Raw genomic sequence first — 19,337 nt, 5'->3', positions numbered from 1 at the left:
CCATGAAGGCTCCCAAACCCCTGTTGCAACGCCTGGCCGCGGTGCCCGGCATGGGATCGGGCCGTCGGCTGGTGCTGCTGCTCTCCCAGCTGGGAGATTTCGACAGCCTGGAATATGCCCAGGCCCTCGTGCCCGTGCTGCCGCGCCTGGCGGAAGCGGGGATCACGATTCTGGCCATCGGCATCGGCGATGGCCCCGGGGCGGATCGTTTCTGCCAGTTCACTGGCTTCCCCCGCGATCGCCTGCTGGTGGATGCGGAACCCCAGCTGCATCAAGCGCTGGGCCTCTATGCCGGTCTGCAGGTTGCTGGCGGCCCATGGCCTGGGCTGCTGCTGATGTGCGCCGGCATCGGCTCACCCGGCACCCTGGCGGAGGTGCTGCGGGGCTACAGCGGCGATCGCTCAGCGCCCCAGCGGCTGGAGAGCCCGCTGTTTGCCCTGGCTGGTGGCGGGGGATTTCAGCGTCCCTTCGAGCTGGCCACGGTGCGGCTGCGCAACATGGTGGAGGTGCTTGGTGCCTGGCGCACCTACGTCCCCCGCGACGACTTCATCACCCAGCGCGGCGGCACCTACCTGCTCGACGGCGACGACAACCTGCTCTACAGCTACCAAGACCGCGGCATTTTGGGGTTCTCCGCCACCATGGCGCGTCCACTGGCGTTCCTCGATCCCTACCTCAACCCTTGAACGTCCCCACGCGGCCATGACCTCCCTTCTGCAGCATTGCGTTCTGGCCATCACCCTGGCCCTGTTCCATTTCGTTGGGCCGGTGCCCGCGGAGCTGGGGGTTCACAACGGAGCGCTGGCGGCCTGCCCCTCACCAGCCCACTGCGCCCGCTCCGACTGGGCCGTAGCCGATCCCGACCTCGCCCTGGCGGCCCTGGTGCCCGTGGTGCAGGCGATGCCCCGCACGGCGGTGGTGGAGCAGAGCAATGGCTACCTGCATGCCACCGCCAGCAGTGCCCTATTCGGCTTTGTCGACGATCTGGAGCTGTATGCCGACAAGGCCCATGGCGTGTTGCAGGCCCGCTCGGTGTCACGCCTCGGCGATTCCGATCTGGGTGTGAACGGCGGCCGGCTCGCCAGCCTTCAACAGGCCCTGGCAGAGGCGACCTAACGCCCGCCGGGATGGCGTTAGCGCCAGGGCTCAGCCCATCCCGGTGCGGCACACCGTGGCCCGCGAGCCCTTCTCCCCCGCTGTAATCGCGATACCGGCCCGGATGCGCTCCTTGAGGCCACCCACATGGCTGATCACTCCGATCATGCGGCCGCCATCGCGCAGGCGATCCAGTTCGTCCATGGCGAGTTGCAGGTTGTCGGGATCGAGCGTGCCGAAGCCCTCGTCGATGAACAGGGCATCAAGATGCACGCCTCCCGCATGGGCCTGCACCGTGTCGGCCACACCAAGGGCAAGGGCCAGGGAGGCCTGAAACGTTTCGCCCCCCGAAAGACTGCTCACCTCCCGCTCTTCGCCGGTGTAGGCATCGAGCACACCCAGCCCCAGGCCGGCATGGCGACCACCCCGGCCGCCTTCATCACTGAGCCGCAGCTGGTAGCGGCCTGAGGTCATCAGCTCCAGCCGCTGGTTGGCATAGCGGCAGATCTCCGCCAGATAGGCCGACAACACCCAGCGCTGCAGGGAGATGAACGGTGCCGCCCGGCCTGTGCAGCGATCCGCCACGGCGCTGAGCAGCCGCGCCCGCTCCTGGCTTGCCTGCAGGGCAACCGCCCCCTGCCGGTGCGCAGCCGCCAGCCGTTCGATCTCGGCCCGCGCCCCCCGGGCTTCGCTGTGCCGCTCCACGGTTGCCGTACGGGTGGCATCAGCAACAGCCACCGCATCCTGGGCCGCAGCGGTGTCGGGCCGCTGCTCCGGCAGCTCGCTCAGATCGGCGGAGGCCAGCACACTGCGTACGGCGATCAGGTCGTTGTCGTAGACGTCGATCCGCTCGACCAGCCGCTGGCGCCAGCTCGGCTCCTGCAAAGCGTTCTGCACAGCAGCGCCATCGGCAAACGCCGAGCCGGCCAATTCTTTTGCCAGCCGCTCCACCGCCTGCTGGAGCCGCGCGTCAGCGCTGCTGCTGGCCTGGCAGCAGGCCGCCAAATCCTTCAAGGCCGCCTCCAGGGGCGCAACGCCAAGCAGCGCCACCTGGGGGTCGACCCCGTCCCCCAGCACACTGGCGATCTCAGCACGAAAGCTGTCGGCCCGGCGCAGGGCTTCGGCAGCAACCTGGCTCTGCAGGGCCTGCTGCGTGGCAGCCGCCTGGATGGCGACCTGCAGGGACTGCAGCTCCCGCTCGTGACCCACGATCGCCTGCTGCAGGGTGTCGACCTGGGCCGCCAGGGCCTTGGCACCATTGAGGGCCTGCTTGGACTGCTGCGCCCCCCGACGGGCTACCGCCGGATCTGCCGCTGCGGCGCCGGCCTTCTCCTGCAGCGCCTTCAGCTCCCCCTGGGCCGTGGCCACGAGCGTCGCCGCTTCGCGGGCCGCCGTGGTGGCCGCGGTCAGGTCGCCTTCAGCGGCGCTGATCGCCGCGTCGGCCACGGCATCCTCCGAGGGCTGAGCCGGACTGGGGTGAAGGGTTGCGCCACACACGGGGCAGGGGGCATCGTCCACCAGCCCGCCGGCGAGCTGCGCCGCCATGCCGGCGATCTGGCGGCGGCGCAGCTCCAGCAGCAGGGCATGGGCCTGGTTGAGCGCGCCATCGGCACGGTTCTGGGCGGCGATGGCCTGGCTGTGCCGCGCTTGGGCTGCCGCCATGGCCGCGCTGGCATCGCTCTGCACTTGGGCCTCCTGGGCAGCCCGCTGCAAGCCATCGAGCCGATCACGGGCTGAGCAAGCCCGCTGGAAAGCCTCACTGGCGGCCTGCCACTGCTGCTGCCGCGCCTCCCGTTCGGCGTTGCTGCGGGCCTGGGTTGCTTCAGCGGAGGCGGCCCGTTGGCGGGCCTGCTCCGCGGCGCCCTGGGCCTCAGCGGCCTCCTGGGCCTGGCGCACCAGGGCCGTCAACTCCACCCGGCGCGCCGCCAGGGCAGTGCGGGCGGCATCCAGAGCCTCCAGGGCCGGCAGCGCCCTCAGCTCGAGCTGCAACACAGCGGCAGGCAAGGCCTGGGCCGCGTCGCGGGCTCGCATGGCGCCGCCCAGCTGGGCCGCGATGCGTTGTTGCAGCTGCAGGCAGTCCGCCTGCGCCGCCTGCTGCGCCTCCACGCTCAGGCGCAGGGCCTCGGCCTGCTCGGCCAACCGCAGCCGTTGGCGGTAGTCGTCGACCACCGCCCGCTTGCCCTCCAGCTCCACAAGCGTGGCTTGGGCCGCCGCGCGCCGGTCCCAGCGATCGGCCAGCCTGTCCACCTCAGCTTTGGCTGTCTGAGCAGCATTCAGGGCTGCGGTGGCCTGCGCAAGACGTTGGGCCGTACCCGCCACCACCAGGGCGATCTGGTCCTGCAGGCGATCGAGATCAGGAGCGCCAGGCTCAACAAGCGCGGCGGGCTGGTCAGGCACTGCAGGGTGGTCAGGCGCGGCAGAGGGGTCAGGCAGTGGCGGCGAGGCGAACGGGCTCCAGGCCTGGGCAGCCTGGCGACGCAGCACCTCCTGGGCCCGGGTGCATTCCGCCAGATCCAGCCGTGCCACCTTGGCCTGATCCTCCAGCCAGAAGCCCGCCTGCTCAAAGGCCACCGTGTCGAACAGGGTTTTGAGCAGGGCCTCGCGCTCCTCGGCCTTGGCCCGCAACACCTCCGCGAATTGGCCCTGGGGCAGCAGGATCACCTGGCGGAACTGGGCGGCATTGAGACCCACCAGCTGCTCCACCTCGCGGCTCACCTCAGTGGTGCGGCTGACGATCGGCTCGGCGTCTGAACCGTTCAACCGGAACAGCACCGCCTGGGCGGCCTTTTCGGTGAACCCCTCGCCGCGGGTCTTGGGGGCGGTGTAGCCCGGAGAGCGTTCCACCCGGTAGCGGCCACCGCCGCAGGAGAACACCAAACTCACCCGCGGCACCGCCGCCGCATCGGCGTGGTCCGATTTCAACGCCTTGACGTTGCGATCCCCCGACACCTCGCCATACAGGGCATAACTGAGGGCGTCCAACAGGAAGGTTTTGCCAGCACCGGTGCTGCCGTGGATCAGAAACAGCCCCTCGTCGCTGAGGGCATCGAAGTCGATCTCCGCAGGCTCGGCGTAGGGCCCGAACGCCTCCATCCGCAGCTGATGGGGTTTCACTGCTCCCCTCCCCGGGTGGAGGCCTCCAGCGCCTGACGCAACAGCTCAGCCTCAGGCGGGCCGGCGGGGCGCCCCTGCTGGTCGGCGAAAAACGCCATCGCCAACGCGAGGGGTGAGGTGGCTTGGCGCACCGTCTCGTGGCGCTCCGTGGCGGTGGAGCGCTGCAGCTCCGGGGGCCGGTGCCGCAGCTCCGCCACGTGGGGAAACCGCTGGCGCAACCGGGCCATAGCCTGCAACGGCAGCACCTCGTCGGTGAGGATCACCCGAAGCCAGGCATCAGCAGCAGTGGCGTGTTGGGGATCGCCGCAGAGGGACTCCAACGGCCCCTCGAGGGTGCGCAGCGGACGCCCCACCCCCAGCGGCACGATCTCGACGTTTGCCGTGCCGGCGGCATCGAGCTCAACGATCCGCACCGACTTGGTGTGATGCTGCTCCGAAAACGAATAGGGCAGCGGTGTGCCGGAGTAGGCCACGCGTGGGCCATCGAGCTGCTGGGACCCGTGCAGATGGCCGAGGGCCACGTAGTCGAAGCCGGCAAAACTATCGACGCTGACGCGATCCACATTGCCGATGCTGAGTTGCCGTTCTGATTCAGATGGCTCCCCACCCATCACAAAGGTGTGGGCCACCAGCACCGAGCGGTGCTGCGGCCGGGAGAGCAGATCCCGGCGAATCCCATCGAGGGCCAGTCGTGTCACCTCCTGATGGCTGACCCGGGTCGAACCTGGAGACGACCCAGGCTCAACCGCCTCAGCCAGAGCGAGGAGCGATGCACCATCCACAGCCGGCTCCAGATAGGGCAGCGGGTAAATGGCCACAGGGGCGCCTCCCCGCTTGGGCGTGACCAGCACCGGCTCATGGGCCCGCCGCACATCCCCACGGATGGTCACCCCGAAGGCCGAGAGCAAAGGGTCGTAGATCGACACCCGCACATGGGAATCGTGGTTGCCGGCAATCGCCACCACGGCGGCACCGCTGCGGCTCAAGCGGGCCAGGGTGTCGTTGAACAGCAACACCGCCTCTGCTGGCGGGATGGCCCGGTCGTAGATGTCGCCAGCGATCAGCACCGCATCCACCTCCGCCTCGGCGGCCAACTCCACGATGCGATCCAGGGCGGCGGCCTGCTCCTGCAGGAGCGAAGCTCCATGAAATTGCCGTCCTAAGTGCCAGTCAGAGGTGTGGAGAACTCGCATCAGCTCCGCAGGACGGCACGGCTGGCGTGGTGGAGGGTATCCGGCAGGTGGCCGGTTTTCACCCAGATCGTGCAGCCCAGCTCGCTCCAAGGGCGATGGACGCTGCCGGGGGGATTGCGCAACCAACTCCCGGCCGGATAGGTGCCGTGCTCATCCTGAAACACGCCCTTCAGCACAAAGATCTTCTCGCCGCCGCCATGGCGATGGGGCTGAAAGACCGTGCCGGGCGCCCAGCGCACAAGGGCCACATGTTCCGAGCCAAAGGCATGCAACGGCATCACCTCCAAACCGGTCACCAACCCAGGGAGCCAGGCCGCACTGCAGGTGTCGATGGCGAGGCACTGTTGATCAGCCGAGTGCATCTGGTGCAGCTTCACCAGGAGCGTGCAGCCCTGCTCACTGAACGGCGCATGGCTGGAGCCTGCGGGGTTGCGCAGGTAGGTGCCGGCGGTGTAGTCCCCATGCTCATCTGAGAAGGTGCCATCCAGCACCAAGATCTCCTCGCCACCGCCATGGCTGTGGCGCTCAAACTGGCTGCCAGGGCTGTAGCGCACGATCGACGTAGCCCGGGCCACTTCCCCGCCGAGGCGATCCAACAGGCGCCGCTCCACCCCGGCCATCGGCGAGGGCGTCCAGGCCAGGTTGGGGGTGTGGAGCACCGCGCGCTGGCTGAGGTCGGCGTGGAGGTTCATGGGCGGGTCAGGACGATCGCCGCAGCAGGCGACCCACCTGGGCTGCCCAATCACGGGGGAGGTCGTTGGGGCGCAACTTCAGCTGAAACATCGTCCGGGCCAGCGGTGCTCCACCTCGCATCAGGATGGCAGCCACATGCCAGATCACCGCTGCCGCAACGAGCAGCCAGGCCAACAGGTGAAGGCTGTAGACAAAATGATCGAACTGGCCGGTGCGGAGCCAGTTTTCATTCATCAACTTGCCGCTACCCACGGCCAACGCCAACGCCAGCAAGGCCGTGGTGTTAGCCGCCTGGTTAAGGCGGGCCCGGCCCAGGGTGAGGGCATAGAGGCCAAACAGCAGGGCCAGAGGCCAGAGGAAAACCTCGAGCGTGCCGTGGAGATCAATCCAATCGCCGGCCGGCTGCCAGCTCAACCGCCCGAAACGACCGTCGTGGTTGGAGTACACGATCAGTCCGCTCAGCCAGGCCAGGGGCACCAGTAGGGCCATGGCGCCATGCAACAGCCGCAGCAGCGAAGGTTGGTAAGGACGAACCATGCCCATACGCCGAGCCCGGCAGGAGTTCAACAGAGATGCCGATCATGGCGCGGACTTTGCAACAACAAGGCGCCCCAGGGCGGGGGGGGCCAAGCACCTCTGCCTGTACCTCCCGTCGTCGCGAAGATCTGGTCGTCGCGCAGCTCCCGCAGCAGCCTCTACAACGAGCTCCAGACCTTGCTGGCGCGATGGGAAGATTGTGGCGGCCGCAAAAGCTCAGAGAGCGTCAGCGATGTTCAACACCTGGATCAGACTCAAAACCTGAGGAGTTGTCGCCACAGAGTTTGAGTGGATGCAGAAAACGAACGGATTCACAGAGGCAGTGAGGCGAGAGTTTCTGTGAGGGATTTTTCACATGGATCTCCATGGCGTTCATCATCACCGCGACGTCAAGATCGCCTCTTGCAAGACGCCCCTGAACCGTGGCGGCGAAACCAACACAAGCATGGCAGCTAGAAAACCTATATCTTTAGATTGCAGCAACTGCTACATTCCTGTCCTGTCATGCCTGGGCGTTTCCGCAACGGATAGGGCGGGTTTGCATCGGGACCCCCTGGGTTAAAGGGCGTGCTGGTGGGCTTGCGGGCGCGCTGGCAACAGCTCGAGACCGGAGTGCGTCGAAGCGCATCTCGTCTCAATCTGCCGCATTTGGAGCCCAGTGCCCTGGCAACGGGCTCATCACAGTAAAGAGGCCCACCTCCGCACTGGATTGAACGCCATGTCCAACAAATCCAGAGCGACCGCAAAAGATGCAGAAGGCAAGCTGGAATCAGCCTATGGGGAAATGACTGGCGATATGGGTCACCAGATCAGAGGCAAAGCCAAGCAAGTGCAGAGCTCGGCCATGGGTGCCACAGAAGAGCTGAAAGAGGGTGCAAAGGCCGTCAAAAAGAAGCTCAGCGATACCGCTGATCACGTGTCCGATAAACTGAGCTGATCTACGCCGTTCCTATCATCGTCGTCTTCAGGAATTGCCATCTTCGCAAGTAACCCTTTGCATCAGCCAAGGAATTGTGGCTGTGCTGCTTCTTCCAGGAGCAGCACAAGCTCCTGAGGCGAATTGCGCAATTCCCCTTCAGCACATCGCGTCCAAATCTGGATCAAGTTGCCCCGCGATCACGCCTGAGCCCAGGCAATAGATCAAACCGAGCAGGAATATAATCATCCAAACCAGCTGGCAGCTCGCGAACATGCTACTGACTGACTGCCTGACATTCCCCAAAAGGGGACTGGTCGACCGGACCGTTGCTGGAAGAAGTTGGGAACGGTCCTCCCAGCGCGTCGTGTCCATCCGCACCTCTCGAACGTCCGAAGAGACCTACCAGGCCTACGCCAGCCGTCCCAAGCGGGCTGGGGCCAGCTCCAAACATCGTGGCGTGAGCTTCCGGAAGCAAACCCAGCTCTGGGTCGCCCAGGTGTACTGGAGAGGACGTCGTTACTTCCTGGGGTCGTTCAACACAGAGCGAGAGGCTGCACTTGCGTACAACATCCACGCGCAACGAATCATTGGTGAATTGGCGGTGCTCAACGATCTATCATCAGACGACGGGGCTCGCCAAGAGCAGAGGAATCAAGACCTTGATGACGCCTAAAACCCTGCCCTTGACTGATCTCGGGGCGTCATCAATTGCTGTAGAACCCAGCTAGATCACCGTGCCATCGACAAGCGTGGTGTTCTTCTCAATCACCACGATGCCGTTGCGGATTGTAAAGCCAAGATCATGGCGATCAGCATCCTCGATGCGATCCTTGTTGATCACCTGCACATTGGTGCCTATGCGCACATTCTTATCCAGAATTGCTCTCTTCACCACTGATCCTGCTCCAATCCCAAGAGGAATCCCACCGCGTGAACGCACCTGAACACGCTCAGCCTCCGACTCATACCCATCAGCACCCATCACCAGGGCGTCTTCAAGTACAACTCCCTCCTCAACCCGCAGGCGCAAACCTAGTACGCAATGGTCGATAACACAGCGATCGAGGATGCAGCCTTCGCTGAGAACAGAACGACGAATGTGGGATTGATGGATTTGACTGGGCGGCAAATAACGTAAACGGGTATAGATCGGGGCGCGCTCGTCGTAAAAGCTGAACGCAGGCTGCTCATCCGTCAAAGCGAGATTCGCATCAAAGAAGGATTGAATCGTGCCAATGTCTTCCCAGTAACCATCAAAGAGGTAGCTCTGCAGCATGAGGCCGCTCTCCAGCGCTGCCGGAATGACCTCCTGGCCAAAGTCCGTTGCTTGCTGGTGCGTGGACAGAAGACTGAACAGTGTGTCTCGCTCAAAGACATAAATGCCCATCGAGGCCAGAAATGGGCGACGCTCTGCCTCGCTGGCGGACAACCCCAGGGCCTGGGTGTCCACCCGCATGGCTTCGAGCGCTGCACCCCTGGGCTTTTCACGGAACTCCTTGATTCGTCCGGATGCGTCCGTGCGCATCAAGCCAAACCCTTCGGCCGCCGATCCATCAACAGGTAGAGCGCCAACCGTCAGCGCCGCCCCGCTTGCCCGATGGGCTGCGACAAAGGCTGCGTAATCCATCCGATAGAGCTGGTCACCCGAGAGGATCAACACCTGATCCACGTCCCAGGCTTCGAAGAGTTCGCGGTACTGACGGACAGCATCAGCAGTACCCTTGAACCAGTTTGGACTGTCGGGGGTCTGCTGGGCCGCCAGTACCTCCACAAAACCGCCGCCAAAGCCGGAAGAGAGGTTGTAAGTCAGGCTGAGGTGGCGGTTGAGTGACTGACTATTGAACTGGGTCAGCGCGTAAATCTTGTTGATCCCAGAGTTAATGCAGTTGCTGATTGGAATATCAATCAGGCGGTACTTACCGCCAAGTGGCACTGCAGGTTTCGCGCGAGTCAGGGTGAGGGGTTGCAGGCGCGTGCCCGCACCACCCCCGAGAATGATCGCCAGTACGCGCTTCAAGAGTTGGGCTCTCTTTTGAGAAGGAAATAGAGATGCTCGGGATTCTTATACTGCCGTGGCAAGCACTGATGCAGGCATTCCAATCGATGCCAGCAAACACTCCGTCGAATCTGCTGAATCGTTTTTTCTTCTAATACCAATATACGCATAGCCTTGCAATAGAGCGCGTAATTAGCTTCAAGCTCACCGATCGTGAGAGCGGTTGTGAAAGTTGATTGGCTCATTGCAGCAACGCTTTGGGCGAGCTGAATAATCGCTTGGCTACCTGGTCGTGCGCTGCCCCCAGATGGGGGTAATTGGGTGACAGGATCTGCAAGCGATCGTGGATCCAGAGCAGACTGAAGCCTCTTGACTGCGCCTGGACCAATTAAGGCGGTCACGCCAGCGCTTCCCAAAGGTTGCGCCTTGCCGAAATGAAGTCGAGCTAAGGGCGGCTCAGTCGTCGTAGACGCGGCAGTTGACGTCGGAAGGATTGAGGTCACAGAACACTTCAAACGGCGAAGGAGCCTCAGCTTCTTCAGGATGACGCTGCTGGAATTCCCCAAGCTCTTTGATCTGCTGCTCGATCTTGCGCGCAGTGGATTTTTCGTCCTTGGCGAGGGCTTCTGCCAGGGCGTTGCGATAGGTCTGGAGCTGGTCTCCAATGGTGGCCATGGAACATGCCCCGATAGGGCCCGGATCGGCAGCGCGAATTTAGCCCTATTGCCTCACCAACGGCGTCAAACGTGAACCGGTGAAAGGAGACGGCATTCCTCCAATGTCCCTCCGGCGCAGTGGATTGTGCATCAATCCACAGAACGATGAACAACCATGAAATCCAGGTATTTCTACTCACTTTTTGCAGTTGGCTTCGCCTATGGCGGTCGTTCCTCCAAGGTGGTGGCGTTCTGGGAATCCCTTCCATGGCTGATGCTCCCTATCTCGTGGCCCTGGCTCTGGTTGAGATTGCAGGCAAGAGAGCCTTGCCACTCACCGGTAAATCCCAGCCAGCAGCGGCAGCTGAAGCTTCTGACCCAGGTGACAGTGGTCACACCCTGGCCTTGGAGCTGCTCCTGCGCCTCTGGCAGCGAAGCGACGACGGGGCTCTGCAACGGGCTGCTGGAGAGCAGAGCCTGCTGTTGCTCGAGCTGCCCTTGGACGTGATGAGCGAACAACTGCCCCTACTCAAGGCGAACTGGATCTCTGGTGGCGAAACCGAAGCCTTGCTTGGCAGCCTTCGCAACCTGGTGATCAGGGGCTGGCGAATCTCCATTGCCAAGTACGAACCGGTCAGCTTCATCGCCTGGAGCTGATCCATCGGCAGCAATCCCCCCGGATGGGGACTGGCGCAGATCAATCCCTGCGACCCAGGATCGAACCGCGACGATGAGGGACGAGCTTCGCTGTCGCCATCCAAGAGGGTCCACCTTCAGCCGAAATCTGGGGGTTGGATCTCTTTTTCCTGTCGAGCCCTACACCAACCATTGCTATGGCGATCTACAAGGTCAGGCTGGTCAACGCCAACGAAGAACTGAATCGGACAATCGAGTGCGACGACGACCAATCGATCTTCGATGCGGCTGCGGATCAGGACATCGACCTGGCGATCTCCTGTCGCGCCGGCTCCTGTTCCTCCTGCGCTGGCAAATTGGTCAGTGGCACGGTGAACCAGGAAGACCAGGCCTTCCTCGATGAGGACCAGATTGCCGCCGGTTTTGTACTGACCTGCGTGGCGATCCCCACCTCGGACTGCACGGTCGCAACCCATGCCGAAGAGGCGCTGTATTGAATCTCAAGCCGGTGAAGGCTCAAGCAGGCTGGCTGTTTTTGGAAAGGGCTGCCACATCTCGATCCACCTGAGCCAGGCGCTCCATCACCAGATGGAGGTCGAGCGCCGTGAGCTCGCCATCGGCACTCCATTTCATGCAGGTGCGCCCGAGGCAGGTGCTGGAGTGGACCCTTGTGTTGGAGTCCGCCATGGCGAACCTCCGTGCTTTAGATGGGTCCACTCTCAGTGATGGTGCGCCGACAAGGATGCCCCCATAGGGGGGTAATTCCTGGCCTGATCCCCGTCATGTCCAGGCTGTGACCTTCCTATCTGGGCCTGCTGTCTGCTGCGGCGATCACGCTGCGATACCGGGGCAACCTTGCGGCAGCAGAGCTAGGCGACACACGGCTAAACCAGGCTATTCAGGAGTTCGCATCGACAGGTCGTCAACATGAGCCCGGAGCAGCAACCATCAGAGATCGACAGCACCCAGGCATCACCTCAGGATGAGGATTTTCAGGCTCACCCTGAGCATGCTGCGGCTGTGAATGCAGCGCTCGATGCCATCCAACACCTGATTGACGAACAACCAGAGTTTGCTGATTTCCTGAGGTTGACAACCAGTACGGAAGACGTGCGTCAAGCTCTACACAATCACGGGATTGAGATCACCAATGAAGCCCTATGGCGGCATCGGGGCTCCCTGCTCAAGGATGGTCAACCGACCTGGCGCGGGTAACCCCTCAACCCTTCAACCCCTCGGCCTCTGGCGGCCAACAGACCCAGGCTTGAAGCGATCACCGCCAGAGCCGCCAATGCTGATCGCATAGTCCATCCATTGACGAGAGCCCATCCACCATGCAGCCCCAAATAGCTGGAGAGTCAAATGGTTGCGGGGTCGCGACGCCACGCCGCTCCTAAACCTGGCCAGCATGAGGAGTAGCGATATGGCAGCGAGCGGATGTCCCAGGCCAACCAGGCAGAGCTCAGCGAACTGAATCCAGCACAGCAACGGCAGATGTTGCTCACGCTTCTGCAACAGGAGCCTCGCGGTGGCCCCCACCTACAGGAGAACCATCTGCACGCCTTGATTGGCGCACTGGAGCGGTCGACGCCCGCTGATCTGGGAGCACCTGGAGCCTTGGAGCTCCTGGAGGGTGTGTGGGAGTTGCGCTGGAGCAGCAGCCGCCAGCCCTATCTAGCTGTAGGACCCTGGCTGGAAAACCTGCAGCTGTTGGCGCCATCCCAGGGTCGGGGCATGAACCTGCTACGGCTACCAGGTCCGCTGGCGCCCCTGGCCGCCATTGCCGTGGAAGCCACCATCAGGGTCGAGGCCGAACCCGGCGGAGATCCCAAGGGAATGGATTCCGGGGTTGGGTTGAACCCGCGCCAGCGCGTTCAGGTGCGTTTTCAGCGGGGTGGCTGGCTGGGCCCGGCCGTGGGCCTGGGGCGGCTGCAGCTGCTTCGGCGCGTGAGCCAACCCGTTCCGGCCTGGCTGGACATCACCGTGCTCGACGACGCGCTGAGGATCTGCCGCGGCAATGCGGGCACGGTGTTTGCCTTGTTGCGCCGCCCCGACCTCAATCTTCAGGAGCTGCTCCTGGCTCCAGATCAGCGATCAGACGCCACGACGACGCAGGTGGCTCAAGGTTGAGTCAAGTGAATCAGGGCTGCTAACGAACAGGGTTCTGCTCGAGCTGGCTCTGGCATGCCAGCGGAGATTTCGCCATGAATGCCGAATGCTGCTTCTGGGTTCTCCACGGGCAGATACGGGGGAAGCACCAACTCTCGCTTGAGAGGGTATTGCTGCAGCAAGATCTTGCGATAACGCCCGTAGACCTCAGGCTATTTCATATCCACATCCACCAAGGCAGTGCCCCACCCCGGGCCGCGATGGAGCCATCCGGACGCAACAGCCTCCATCCATCCCAGTAATCCGAGCTTGCGATCCATCTCACTGGTGCGCAATGTCACCCCCATGGCCTTGAAATGGCAGGAGATGCCGGGCTATCAGAACGGTCACGTGCTCTGGCTCAGCTCCAGCCTGAATCAGCAAAACACCAACGCGAAGGGCCTTTCCATGAGCATTACCAGGAGCATCCCCAGGAGCGGACTGGGCCAGCAGGGCCTCCAGGCTCTGGGCAGCGGCGGAGCCTGCCATCTCCAGCGGCAGGGGTAGGCCGTAGAAGCGATGCAGCTGCGCCAGGGTGGTGGCTGGATTGAAGCTGAGCGGCAGATCGGATGGCAGCGCGGAGGGCTCCGGGTCGGGATCGAACAGCCGATTGATCAACGGCTCCAGACTGATGCGCAGGGCAACGAACACGTGGTCGCCAGGCATGAGAGTTGTCGTGCCGCGCGGCATCAGCACCTCCCGGCCGCGCAGGATCAAGGTGACGAGCACCCCATCGGGCAGGGCCAGATCGCGCAGCTGCTGACCAGCCACCGGAGCCTTGGCGTTGACGGTGTAATCGAGAATCTCGCCATCGACGTGGCGCAGGGCGTTGATCTCTACCGAAAGCGCCGGGATGGGATCGGCGGGTCGGCCGATCTGCAGCGCACGCGCTACAAGCGGCAGCGACCAGCCCTGGGTGATGGCCGAGATCAACACGACGAAGAACGCCGCGTTAAAAATCAGCTGGCTCTGGGGCACTCCCGCCATCAGCGGGAAGGTAGCCAGGGTGATCGGCACGGCCCCCTTCAAGCCCACCCAGGACAGGAAGGCGAGCTCTCTGCTGCGGAAGCGGAAAGGCCACGCTGAGGCCCAAACCGCGATGGGTCTGGCCACCAGGATCAGCACCAGGGCAATCAGCAGTCCCTCCCAGGCCACCGCCAGCAGGCGGCTGGGGAAGCTGAGCAGCCCCAGCATCACGAACAGCACGATCTGCCCCAACCAGGCGGTGGCGTCGTGGAAGGACAAGATGCCCCGCCGAAACACGATCGAGCTGCTACCGAGCACGATGCCAGCGACGTACACCGCCAGGAAACCGCTCCCGCCGAGCACCGCAGCTAGCCCGAAGGCCACCAGGCCAAAGGCGAGGGCCAGCAGTGGATAGAGGCCCGGGTAATCGAGATTGATCCGGTTGATGGCCCAGGTGGCCAGCCTGCCCACGAGAAGGCCGGCGAGGCTACCCACGCCAAACTGCGCCACAAACAGCAGCGCCAAGGCCTGCGCGGAATCGGCGCGTCCGGTGATCATGCCCATCAACCCGAGGGTCAGGAAGATCGCCATCGGATCGTTGGAGCCGCTCTCCACTTCCAGGGTGGAGGTGAGCCGCTCCGGCAGCTTGAGGCCGCTGGAGCGCAGCACGGCAAACACCGCTGCCGCATCGGTGGAGCCGACGATGCTGCCGAGCAGCAGTCCCGGCAACATCGGCAGCTTCAGCACCCAGGAGGCAGCCAGGCCCGTAATCAGCGCGGTGAGCAGCACCCCAACCGTGGATAACGCCAGCGCGGGCTTCCACACCTGTTGCACCGAGGCCAGGGAGGTTCGCAGGCCACCGTCAAACAGGATCAGAGCCAAGGCAACGCTGCCAACGCTGTTGGCAAGGCCGTAGTTCTCAAAGGGGATGCGGCCGAGCCCCTCCGATCCGGCCAGCATCCCCACCGTGAGAAACAACACCAGCACCGGCACCCCAAGCCGGGCCGAGAATTTGCTGGAGGTGATGCCGAGAAGCAGCAGCACGCCGGCCAGTAGCACGGCAACGTTGATCCACACCCTGCCGCCTCCCGCCCAATCCGATGGCTGACTCCGCCTGAGGATGGCTCAGACCCTCGCGAAACGCTGCTCGCCTGACACATCACTTCCTTGCGGAAGGCCCCATTTAGGGGCGAGCACTGCTCACGATGGCCGCAGTTGCCAACTCCGATGACCTTCAGCACCGTGTTCCACGAGCTCGCCGCCATCCTGGGGATCGCCGGCGTGATCGGGGTGCTCGCCCTGAAGCTGCGCCAGCCGCTGATCATCAGCTACATCCTCACCGGCATCGTGGTGGGCCCAGCGGTGCTCGGCTGGGCTTCAGGAGGAAGCGAGATCAAGCTGCTCTCCAGCATCGGGATCTCCGTGCTGTTGTTTGTGGTGGGCCTCAAGCTTGATGTGGGGCTGATCCGCTCGGTGGGCCCGGTGGCTCTGGCCACGGGCCTTGGGCAGATTGTGTTCACAGCTCTGTTTGGCTTTCTGTTGTGCCTGGGGTTGGGTTTTGCTCCGGTGAAGGCGATCTACATCGCCGTCTGCCTCACCTTCTCCAGCACGATCATCATCGTCAAGTTGCTCTCGGATAAACGGGAGATCGATTCACTTCACGGGCGCATTGCCGTGGGATTTCTGGTGGTGCAGGACATCGCCGTGATCCTGGCGATGATCCTGCTCACCTCCTTCGCCAACGCAGGCGGTGGCGGCTTCGTGAGCCAGGCGCTGCGGCTGCTGCTGGTGGGTACGGCGTTTGTGCTGGGGACGGCTGCCACCATGCGTTGGGTGATGCCCCCGCTGCTCGGGCGGCTGGCCCAGAACCAGGAGCTGCTGGTGTTGTTTGCCGTGGTCTGGGCCGTGGGTCTGGCGGCTCTGGCCGATAGCGTGAATTTCAGCAAGGAGGTGGGTGCGTTTCTCGGTGGGGTGTCGATTGCCTCCACCCCCTACCGGGAAGCCATCGCCTCGCGGCTCACCGGCCTGCGCGACTTCCTGCTGCTGTTCTTCTTCATTGATCTGGGCTCCGGCCTCAGCTTGTCAGCGGCGGGTCTGCAGCTGGGGCCAGCCCTGGTGCTGTCGGTCTTTGTGCTGGTGGGCAACCCGCTGATCGTGGTGGCGATCATGGGGGCGATGGGCTACCGGCGACGCACCGGATTTCTGGCAGGGCTCACCGTGGCCCAGATCTCAGAGTTTTCACTGATCCTGGCGGCACTGGGGCTCCAGCTAGGCCAACTCAGGGAAGGCGAGGTGAGCCTGATCACCCTGGTGGGCGTCATTACCATCGGCCTCTCCACATACATGATCCTGGGCTCCGATCGTCTCTACGGGTGGCTGCAGGCACCTCTGCGGATGTTCGAACGCAGCACGCCATTCAGCGAGATCAGTGGCAGCGCTAGCGGTCCGGTGCGGGCGGATGTGGTGCTGCTGGGGCTGGGGCGGTTTGGCAGCGCGATCTACCGCCAGCTACAAACCCACCGCCTCTCGATCCTGGGCATCGACTTCGATCCTCAGGCGCTGCGACTGGCAGCGGCTCACGGGCTGCCTGTGCAATACGGCGATTCGGAGGATCCAGAGTTCACCGCCACCCTGCCGCTGTCGTCGGCCACGGTGGTGGTGAGCACCTTGCCGTCGCTGAAAAGCAACGCCGCCATCCGTCATGGGCTGGAAACGGCAGGCTTTCAGGGGCGTTTCATTGCCACCGCCCACGATGAAGCTGAGGTGGTGAAGCTGGAAGCCATCGGCGCCCAGCGCACCCTGCTGCCCTTTCTGGATGCTGCTGAGCGCGCAGCAGAACTGATCGTGAACGACCTCTCCAAACTGCACAGCGAAGCTGAACAACAGGGGTTAGGATCTCGAAGTCATGTGATAGAATAGCCAAAATTTGAGATTGAAATGTTAATAAGTCTATTCGGCTTTCTTTTTGCAGCGCTGTCATTCGTTCAAGTCCCCCAATGGGATGTGGATTGGTCGAAATGCTCTGTATCCGTACCCGATACGGCCTGTCATTGGTACATCGTTAATCCAGACAACACCTTTGGCAAAGGCTTCAGCTGGATCACGGCTCCAACATTTGACTTCGACGCCCTCAGAGACATTGGCAAGCAGCACGAAGTTACGGTTGCTCAGGGATATGAAACCACCGTTGAACTCATGGACGCCTCGTCACCCGTCAAATACGGCGATAACTATTAAATCTGTTTCCTGATCCTTCGGCCTGTCACTGAGGCCATCCACGATTGCATCGTGAAATCCCTAGTGTCATCGAGGCCTACCCCGGTCTTGTTGATTTCCCTGCGCCTACGGCTGCCTCATTGATTTCTTCTGTCTCCCTCCGGCCCCTTGCACCGGAGTCAGTTTCGCCTGAATCACCCGCCTATCCCAGCAAAGCTGAACTGCTGGCCTGCCTTCCCCCCGAGCTCCTAAGGATCCATCCAGGCAAAGCCTGGGGGAGCCTGGCGATGTCCCTCAGCCTCACACTGCTGACCTACGGACTGGGCACCCAGATTCCCCTCACCGCGATGGCGGCTCCGCTTTGGCTTCCTTACGCGGTGGTGGCGGGCACCGTGGCTGGCGGTTGCTGGGTGATTGCCCATGAGTGCGGGCACCGCGCCTTCCATCCGAACCCTCGCGTGGAAGCCACCGTGGGATTCGTGCTGCACAGCCTGCTGCTGGTGCCCTACTTCAGCTGGCAGCACAGCCATGCGGTGCATCACGCCAATTGCAATCACATGGAAGGGGGTGAAACCCATGTGCCCCCCCGTGCAGAGTCGCGTACGGGCCAGATTGTGGCGGGGATGAGCAGGCGTCTCGGGCCCCAGCTGTTTGGTATCACCTCGTTAATCAGCCATCTGCTGCTGGGCTGGCCGCTCTATCTGCTGTTCGGCGTGGCCGGCGGCGAAAAATACGGTGCTCCCACCTCCCACTTCACCACGGCTGCGCCGTTTCGAAACGGCAAGCGAGCCCTATTTCCGAATGCCTGCCTCCCCTTGATGCAGCTCTCGAATCTTGGGTTGCTGGCGATGATAGGGATCCTGATCATGGCCGCGATTCAGTTCTCGCCGGCACGGATGTTGTGCGTCTACGGACTTCCCTACTTGGTGATCAATGCCTGGCTGGTGGGCTACACCTGGCTACAACACACCGATACGGATATTCCCCACTTTTCCACCGCTGACTGGACCTGGGCCAAGGGAGCCCTGCAGACGGTGGATCGCCCCTACGGCCCCGTTCTGAACCTGCTCCACCACGGCATCGGATCCACCCACGTATGTCATCACATCAATCCCCGAATCCCTCACTACAACGCCTGGAAGGCCACCACCCTGCTGAGACTGCGCTTCCCCCACCTCGTGCGACACGACCCTACCCCGATTCACCGGGCGCTGTGGCGGGTGGCGACCCGCTGCGCCGTCGTTCAGCAGGCGAGTGCGGGCGGCGGCTTTTTCTACCAACCGCAGTTGGGGCAGGAGATCTGATCAGGCGTCAGCGCCCACGCCGAAAATCCCAGGGCCGGGTGATGCCGCCCGGCACCTGCCACACCCCAAAACGGCGGCGGCTGGCCCTGTGCTCCGCCTCTAGGTAAACCTGTTCGTTGCAGCTGCTCAGGTATCGGCGATAGGCAAAGGCCTCACCGTCCTCCACCATCGCCAGGTTGATGTTCACCTGCCTGAAAAGGTTGGCCACCGTGAACACCTCAGCAACCGTGCGGCCATAGCGATCGACGGTTTTCACGTCGAGCGAAATCGCGCGGTTGAGGGGTAGTAGCTGCTGCAGGGAGCGACGCGCCTGGGCACCGTAGGAGCCTTGGGCCGCCTCAGGGGCATCAATGCAGGCTAGCCGCACCGTCAACACCCGTCCCGCCTGGCGCACGCGGATGGTGTCGCCGTCGCCGATTGAGACCACCACGGCCGTGATGCGCCGCCCGGTCACACCAGTCGGCCATACCAAGGCCGCAACGAGCCCCACTGCCACGCAGCCCGCAAGACCCCGAACAAAGCCACTGACCATGGCTGAATTTTGCCTGGGCAAGGGATGGACCTGGCAGGGGCGGATGAAGCCGACAGATCAGAACTTCTTCACGTGATGGTGCTCCACCATGAAGACGCGATTGCGATGGCTGATCTCGCCCTAGTCAGAGCACGGCGCGACGAAATCAAGAACCTGGCTCGCACCATCAAGGTGAATCAGGGGCGCGAAAACGACCAGATGCGCCGCTGGTATCGACAGTGGTATGGCAGTGATCTCCAGCGATGGGCTCCAGATCGCCGCTTGGGGATGGACTGGCAACACAGCCGCATGATCGGCGTCAACATGCAGGCCCTGCGTCAATCCATCGATTT

Annotated in this window: 20 protein-coding genes and 1 pseudogene; 11 read left to right on the top strand and 10 right to left on the bottom strand. The window is 63.2% G+C overall.

Features of this window, described 5'->3' with window-relative positions:
• The first annotated feature begins 2 nt into the window (after positions 1 to 2).
• On the top strand, positions 3 to 686 hold the full coding sequence (locus KBY65_RS06055; protein ID WP_255000855.1) for a peroxiredoxin-like family protein: 684 nt from the start codon (positions 3 to 5) through the stop codon (positions 684 to 686).
• 16 nt (positions 687 to 702) lie between these two features.
• Positions 703 to 1,116, top strand: coding sequence for a DUF1499 domain-containing protein (locus tag KBY65_RS06050; protein ID WP_094561618.1), 414 nt, complete (start codon positions 703 to 705; stop codon positions 1,114 to 1,116).
• Between the two features lie 30 nt (positions 1,117 to 1,146).
• On the opposite strand, the gene KBY65_RS06045 is transcribed toward KBY65_RS06050, so the two are convergent.
• The 4 genes from KBY65_RS06045 to KBY65_RS06030 are packed head-to-tail and all read right to left on the bottom strand — an operon-like array spanning position 1,147 to position 6,632.
• Positions 1,147 to 4,188: an AAA family ATPase gene (locus KBY65_RS06045; RefSeq protein WP_255000853.1), complete on the bottom strand. Its 3,042-nt coding sequence runs from the start codon at positions 4,186 to 4,188 to the stop codon at positions 1,147 to 1,149.
• Positions 4,189 to 4,205: 17 nt separating this feature from the next.
• A complete protein-coding gene (locus KBY65_RS06040) occupies positions 4,206 to 5,402 on the bottom strand; it encodes an exonuclease SbcCD subunit D (protein ID WP_255000852.1) in 1,197 nt (398 codons plus the stop codon).
• Entirely contained in the window at positions 5,402 to 6,094 is a 693-nt protein-coding gene (locus tag KBY65_RS06035) for a cupin domain-containing protein (RefSeq protein WP_255000851.1), read from the bottom strand. Before KBY65_RS06035 ends, KBY65_RS06040 begins: the two co-directional genes overlap by 1 nt.
• A 7-nt stretch (positions 6,095 to 6,101) precedes the next feature.
• A complete protein-coding gene (locus KBY65_RS06030; RefSeq protein WP_255000850.1) occupies positions 6,102 to 6,632 on the bottom strand; it encodes a cytochrome B in 531 nt (176 codons plus the stop codon).
• Positions 6,633 to 7,350: 718 nt separating this feature from the next.
• Between KBY65_RS06030 and KBY65_RS06025 the strand changes: the two genes are divergently transcribed.
• Together KBY65_RS06025 and KBY65_RS14060 are read left to right on the top strand one after the other, a co-directional pair.
• Complete coding sequence (locus tag KBY65_RS06025) at positions 7,351 to 7,569, top strand: CsbD family protein (RefSeq protein ID WP_255000849.1); 219 nt, start codon at positions 7,351 to 7,353, stop codon at positions 7,567 to 7,569.
• A 253-nt stretch (positions 7,570 to 7,822) separates the two neighbouring features.
• A complete protein-coding gene (locus KBY65_RS14060; protein ID WP_409996626.1) occupies positions 7,823 to 8,224 on the top strand; it encodes an AP2 domain-containing protein in 402 nt (133 codons plus the stop codon).
• A gap of 51 nt (positions 8,225 to 8,275) precedes the next feature.
• On the opposite strand, the gene KBY65_RS06020 is transcribed toward KBY65_RS14060, so the two are convergent.
• The 3 genes from KBY65_RS06020 to KBY65_RS06010 form a co-directional block, all read right to left on the bottom strand.
• Positions 8,276 to 9,568 (bottom strand): glucose-1-phosphate adenylyltransferase, encoded by a 1,293-nt coding sequence (locus KBY65_RS06020; RefSeq protein ID WP_255000848.1) that lies wholly within the window; start codon positions 9,566 to 9,568, stop codon positions 8,276 to 8,278.
• Positions 9,565 to 9,717 (bottom strand): DUF3136 domain-containing protein, encoded by a 153-nt coding sequence (locus KBY65_RS06015; protein ID WP_409996012.1) that lies wholly within the window; start codon positions 9,715 to 9,717, stop codon positions 9,565 to 9,567. The genes KBY65_RS06020 and KBY65_RS06015 overlap by 4 nt, the downstream gene beginning before the upstream one ends.
• A gap of 286 nt (positions 9,718 to 10,003) precedes the next feature.
• Positions 10,004 to 10,222 (bottom strand): CP12 domain-containing protein, encoded by a 219-nt coding sequence (locus tag KBY65_RS06010; protein ID WP_255000847.1) that lies wholly within the window; start codon positions 10,220 to 10,222, stop codon positions 10,004 to 10,006.
• A gap of 248 nt (positions 10,223 to 10,470) precedes the next feature.
• Between KBY65_RS06010 and KBY65_RS06005 the strand changes: the two genes are divergently transcribed.
• Both KBY65_RS06005 and KBY65_RS06000 read left to right on the top strand, forming a co-directional pair.
• Positions 10,471 to 10,860, top strand: coding sequence for a hypothetical protein (locus KBY65_RS06005; RefSeq protein WP_255000846.1), 390 nt, complete (start codon positions 10,471 to 10,473; stop codon positions 10,858 to 10,860).
• A 176-nt stretch (positions 10,861 to 11,036) separates the two neighbouring features.
• Entirely contained in the window at positions 11,037 to 11,336 is a 300-nt protein-coding gene (locus KBY65_RS06000; protein ID WP_255000878.1) for a 2Fe-2S iron-sulfur cluster-binding protein, read from the top strand.
• Between the two features lie 19 nt (positions 11,337 to 11,355).
• Here the strand turns inward: KBY65_RS06000 and KBY65_RS05995 are convergent, their stop codons facing one another.
• Complete coding sequence (locus KBY65_RS05995; RefSeq protein ID WP_158217081.1) at positions 11,356 to 11,526, bottom strand: hypothetical protein; 171 nt, start codon at positions 11,524 to 11,526, stop codon at positions 11,356 to 11,358.
• A 240-nt stretch (positions 11,527 to 11,766) separates the two neighbouring features.
• On the opposite strand from KBY65_RS05995, the gene KBY65_RS05990 reads away from it, so the two are divergent.
• The gene (locus KBY65_RS05990) at positions 11,767 to 12,054 is read left to right on the top strand and encodes a hypothetical protein (RefSeq protein WP_094561672.1); all 288 of its coding nucleotides are present in this window, start codon (positions 11,767 to 11,769) and stop codon (positions 12,052 to 12,054) included.
• 222 nt (positions 12,055 to 12,276) lie between these two features.
• Positions 12,277 to 12,969, top strand: coding sequence for a PAP/fibrillin family protein (locus KBY65_RS05985; protein WP_233128785.1), 693 nt, complete (start codon positions 12,277 to 12,279; stop codon positions 12,967 to 12,969).
• 300 nt (positions 12,970 to 13,269) lie between these two features.
• Here the strand turns inward: KBY65_RS05985 and KBY65_RS05980 are convergent, their stop codons facing one another.
• Positions 13,270 to 15,030, bottom strand: coding sequence for a potassium/proton antiporter (locus KBY65_RS05980; protein ID WP_255000845.1), 1,761 nt, complete (start codon positions 15,028 to 15,030; stop codon positions 13,270 to 13,272).
• Between the two features lie 150 nt (positions 15,031 to 15,180).
• Here KBY65_RS05980 and KBY65_RS05975 point away from each other — a divergent pair, with 150 nt between their 5' ends.
• A complete protein-coding gene (locus tag KBY65_RS05975) occupies positions 15,181 to 16,872 on the top strand; it encodes a cation:proton antiporter (RefSeq protein WP_255000844.1) in 1,692 nt (563 codons plus the stop codon).
• A gap of 584 nt (positions 16,873 to 17,456) precedes the next feature.
• Complete coding sequence (locus tag KBY65_RS05965; protein ID WP_255000841.1) at positions 17,457 to 18,473, top strand: fatty acid desaturase; 1,017 nt, start codon at positions 17,457 to 17,459, stop codon at positions 18,471 to 18,473.
• 7 nt (positions 18,474 to 18,480) lie between these two features.
• On the opposite strand, the gene KBY65_RS05960 is transcribed toward KBY65_RS05965, so the two are convergent.
• Positions 18,481 to 18,945: a thermonuclease family protein gene (locus KBY65_RS05960; RefSeq protein WP_255000839.1), complete on the bottom strand. Its 465-nt coding sequence runs from the start codon at positions 18,943 to 18,945 to the stop codon at positions 18,481 to 18,483.
• An 84-nt stretch (positions 18,946 to 19,029) separates the two neighbouring features.
• On the opposite strand from KBY65_RS05960, the pseudogene KBY65_RS14055 reads away from it, so the two are divergent.
• Positions 19,030 to 19,311 (top strand): annotated as a pseudogene (locus tag KBY65_RS14055) (DUF305 domain-containing protein); the annotation flags it as partial.
• Between the last annotated feature and the right edge of the window lie 26 nt (positions 19,312 to 19,337).

The sequence above is a fragment of the Cyanobium sp. Alchichica 3B3-8F6 genome (assembly GCF_024346435.1).
Classification (GTDB): Bacteria; Cyanobacteriota; Cyanobacteriia; order PCC-6307; family Cyanobiaceae; genus Cyanobium_A.
The sequence above is the reverse complement of the archived record's forward strand: the minus strand, read 5'-3'. Positions and strand labels throughout refer to the sequence as shown.

Bases quoted from the DNA above. Each gene is read 5' to 3' on its own strand.
- KBY65_RS06015 (WP_409996012.1), bottom strand. From the start codon at position 9,717: ATGCGTATATTGGTATTAGAAGAAAAAACGATTCAGCAGATTCGACGG.
- KBY65_RS14060 (WP_409996626.1), top strand. From the start codon at position 7,823: ATGCTACTGACTGACTGCCTGACATTCCCCAAAAGGGGACTGGTCGAC.
- KBY65_RS06050 (WP_094561618.1), top strand. From the start codon at position 703: ATGACCTCCCTTCTGCAGCATTGCGTTCTGGCCATCACCCTGGCCCTG.
- KBY65_RS05975 (WP_255000844.1), top strand. From the start codon at position 15,181: ATGACCTTCAGCACCGTGTTCCACGAGCTCGCCGCCATCCTGGGGATC.
- KBY65_RS06010 (WP_255000847.1), bottom strand. From the start codon at position 10,222: ATGGCCACCATTGGAGACCAGCTCCAGACCTATCGCAACGCCCTGGCA.
- KBY65_RS06055 (WP_255000855.1), top strand. From the start codon at position 3: ATGAAGGCTCCCAAACCCCTGTTGCAACGCCTGGCCGCGGTGCCCGGC.
- KBY65_RS06035 (WP_255000851.1), bottom strand. From the start codon at position 6,094: ATGAACCTCCACGCCGACCTCAGCCAGCGCGCGGTGCTCCACACCCCC.
- KBY65_RS06000 (WP_255000878.1), top strand. From the start codon at position 11,037: ATGGCGATCTACAAGGTCAGGCTGGTCAACGCCAACGAAGAACTGAAT.
- KBY65_RS06025 (WP_255000849.1), top strand. From the start codon at position 7,351: ATGTCCAACAAATCCAGAGCGACCGCAAAAGATGCAGAAGGCAAGCTG.
- KBY65_RS05985 (WP_233128785.1), top strand. From the start codon at position 12,277: ATGTCCCAGGCCAACCAGGCAGAGCTCAGCGAACTGAATCCAGCACAG.
- KBY65_RS06030 (WP_255000850.1), bottom strand. From the start codon at position 6,632: ATGGTTCGTCCTTACCAACCTTCGCTGCTGCGGCTGTTGCATGGCGCC.
- KBY65_RS06045 (WP_255000853.1), bottom strand. From the start codon at position 4,188: ATGGAGGCGTTCGGGCCCTACGCCGAGCCTGCGGAGATCGACTTCGAT.
- KBY65_RS05990 (WP_094561672.1), top strand. From the start codon at position 11,767: ATGAGCCCGGAGCAGCAACCATCAGAGATCGACAGCACCCAGGCATCA.
- KBY65_RS05965 (WP_255000841.1), top strand. From the start codon at position 17,457: ATGTCCCTCAGCCTCACACTGCTGACCTACGGACTGGGCACCCAGATT.
- KBY65_RS06040 (WP_255000852.1), bottom strand. From the start codon at position 5,402: ATGCGAGTTCTCCACACCTCTGACTGGCACTTAGGACGGCAATTTCAT.
- KBY65_RS05995 (WP_158217081.1), bottom strand. From the start codon at position 11,526: ATGGCGGACTCCAACACAAGGGTCCACTCCAGCACCTGCCTCGGGCGC.
- KBY65_RS06005 (WP_255000846.1), top strand. From the start codon at position 10,471: ATGGCTGATGCTCCCTATCTCGTGGCCCTGGCTCTGGTTGAGATTGCA.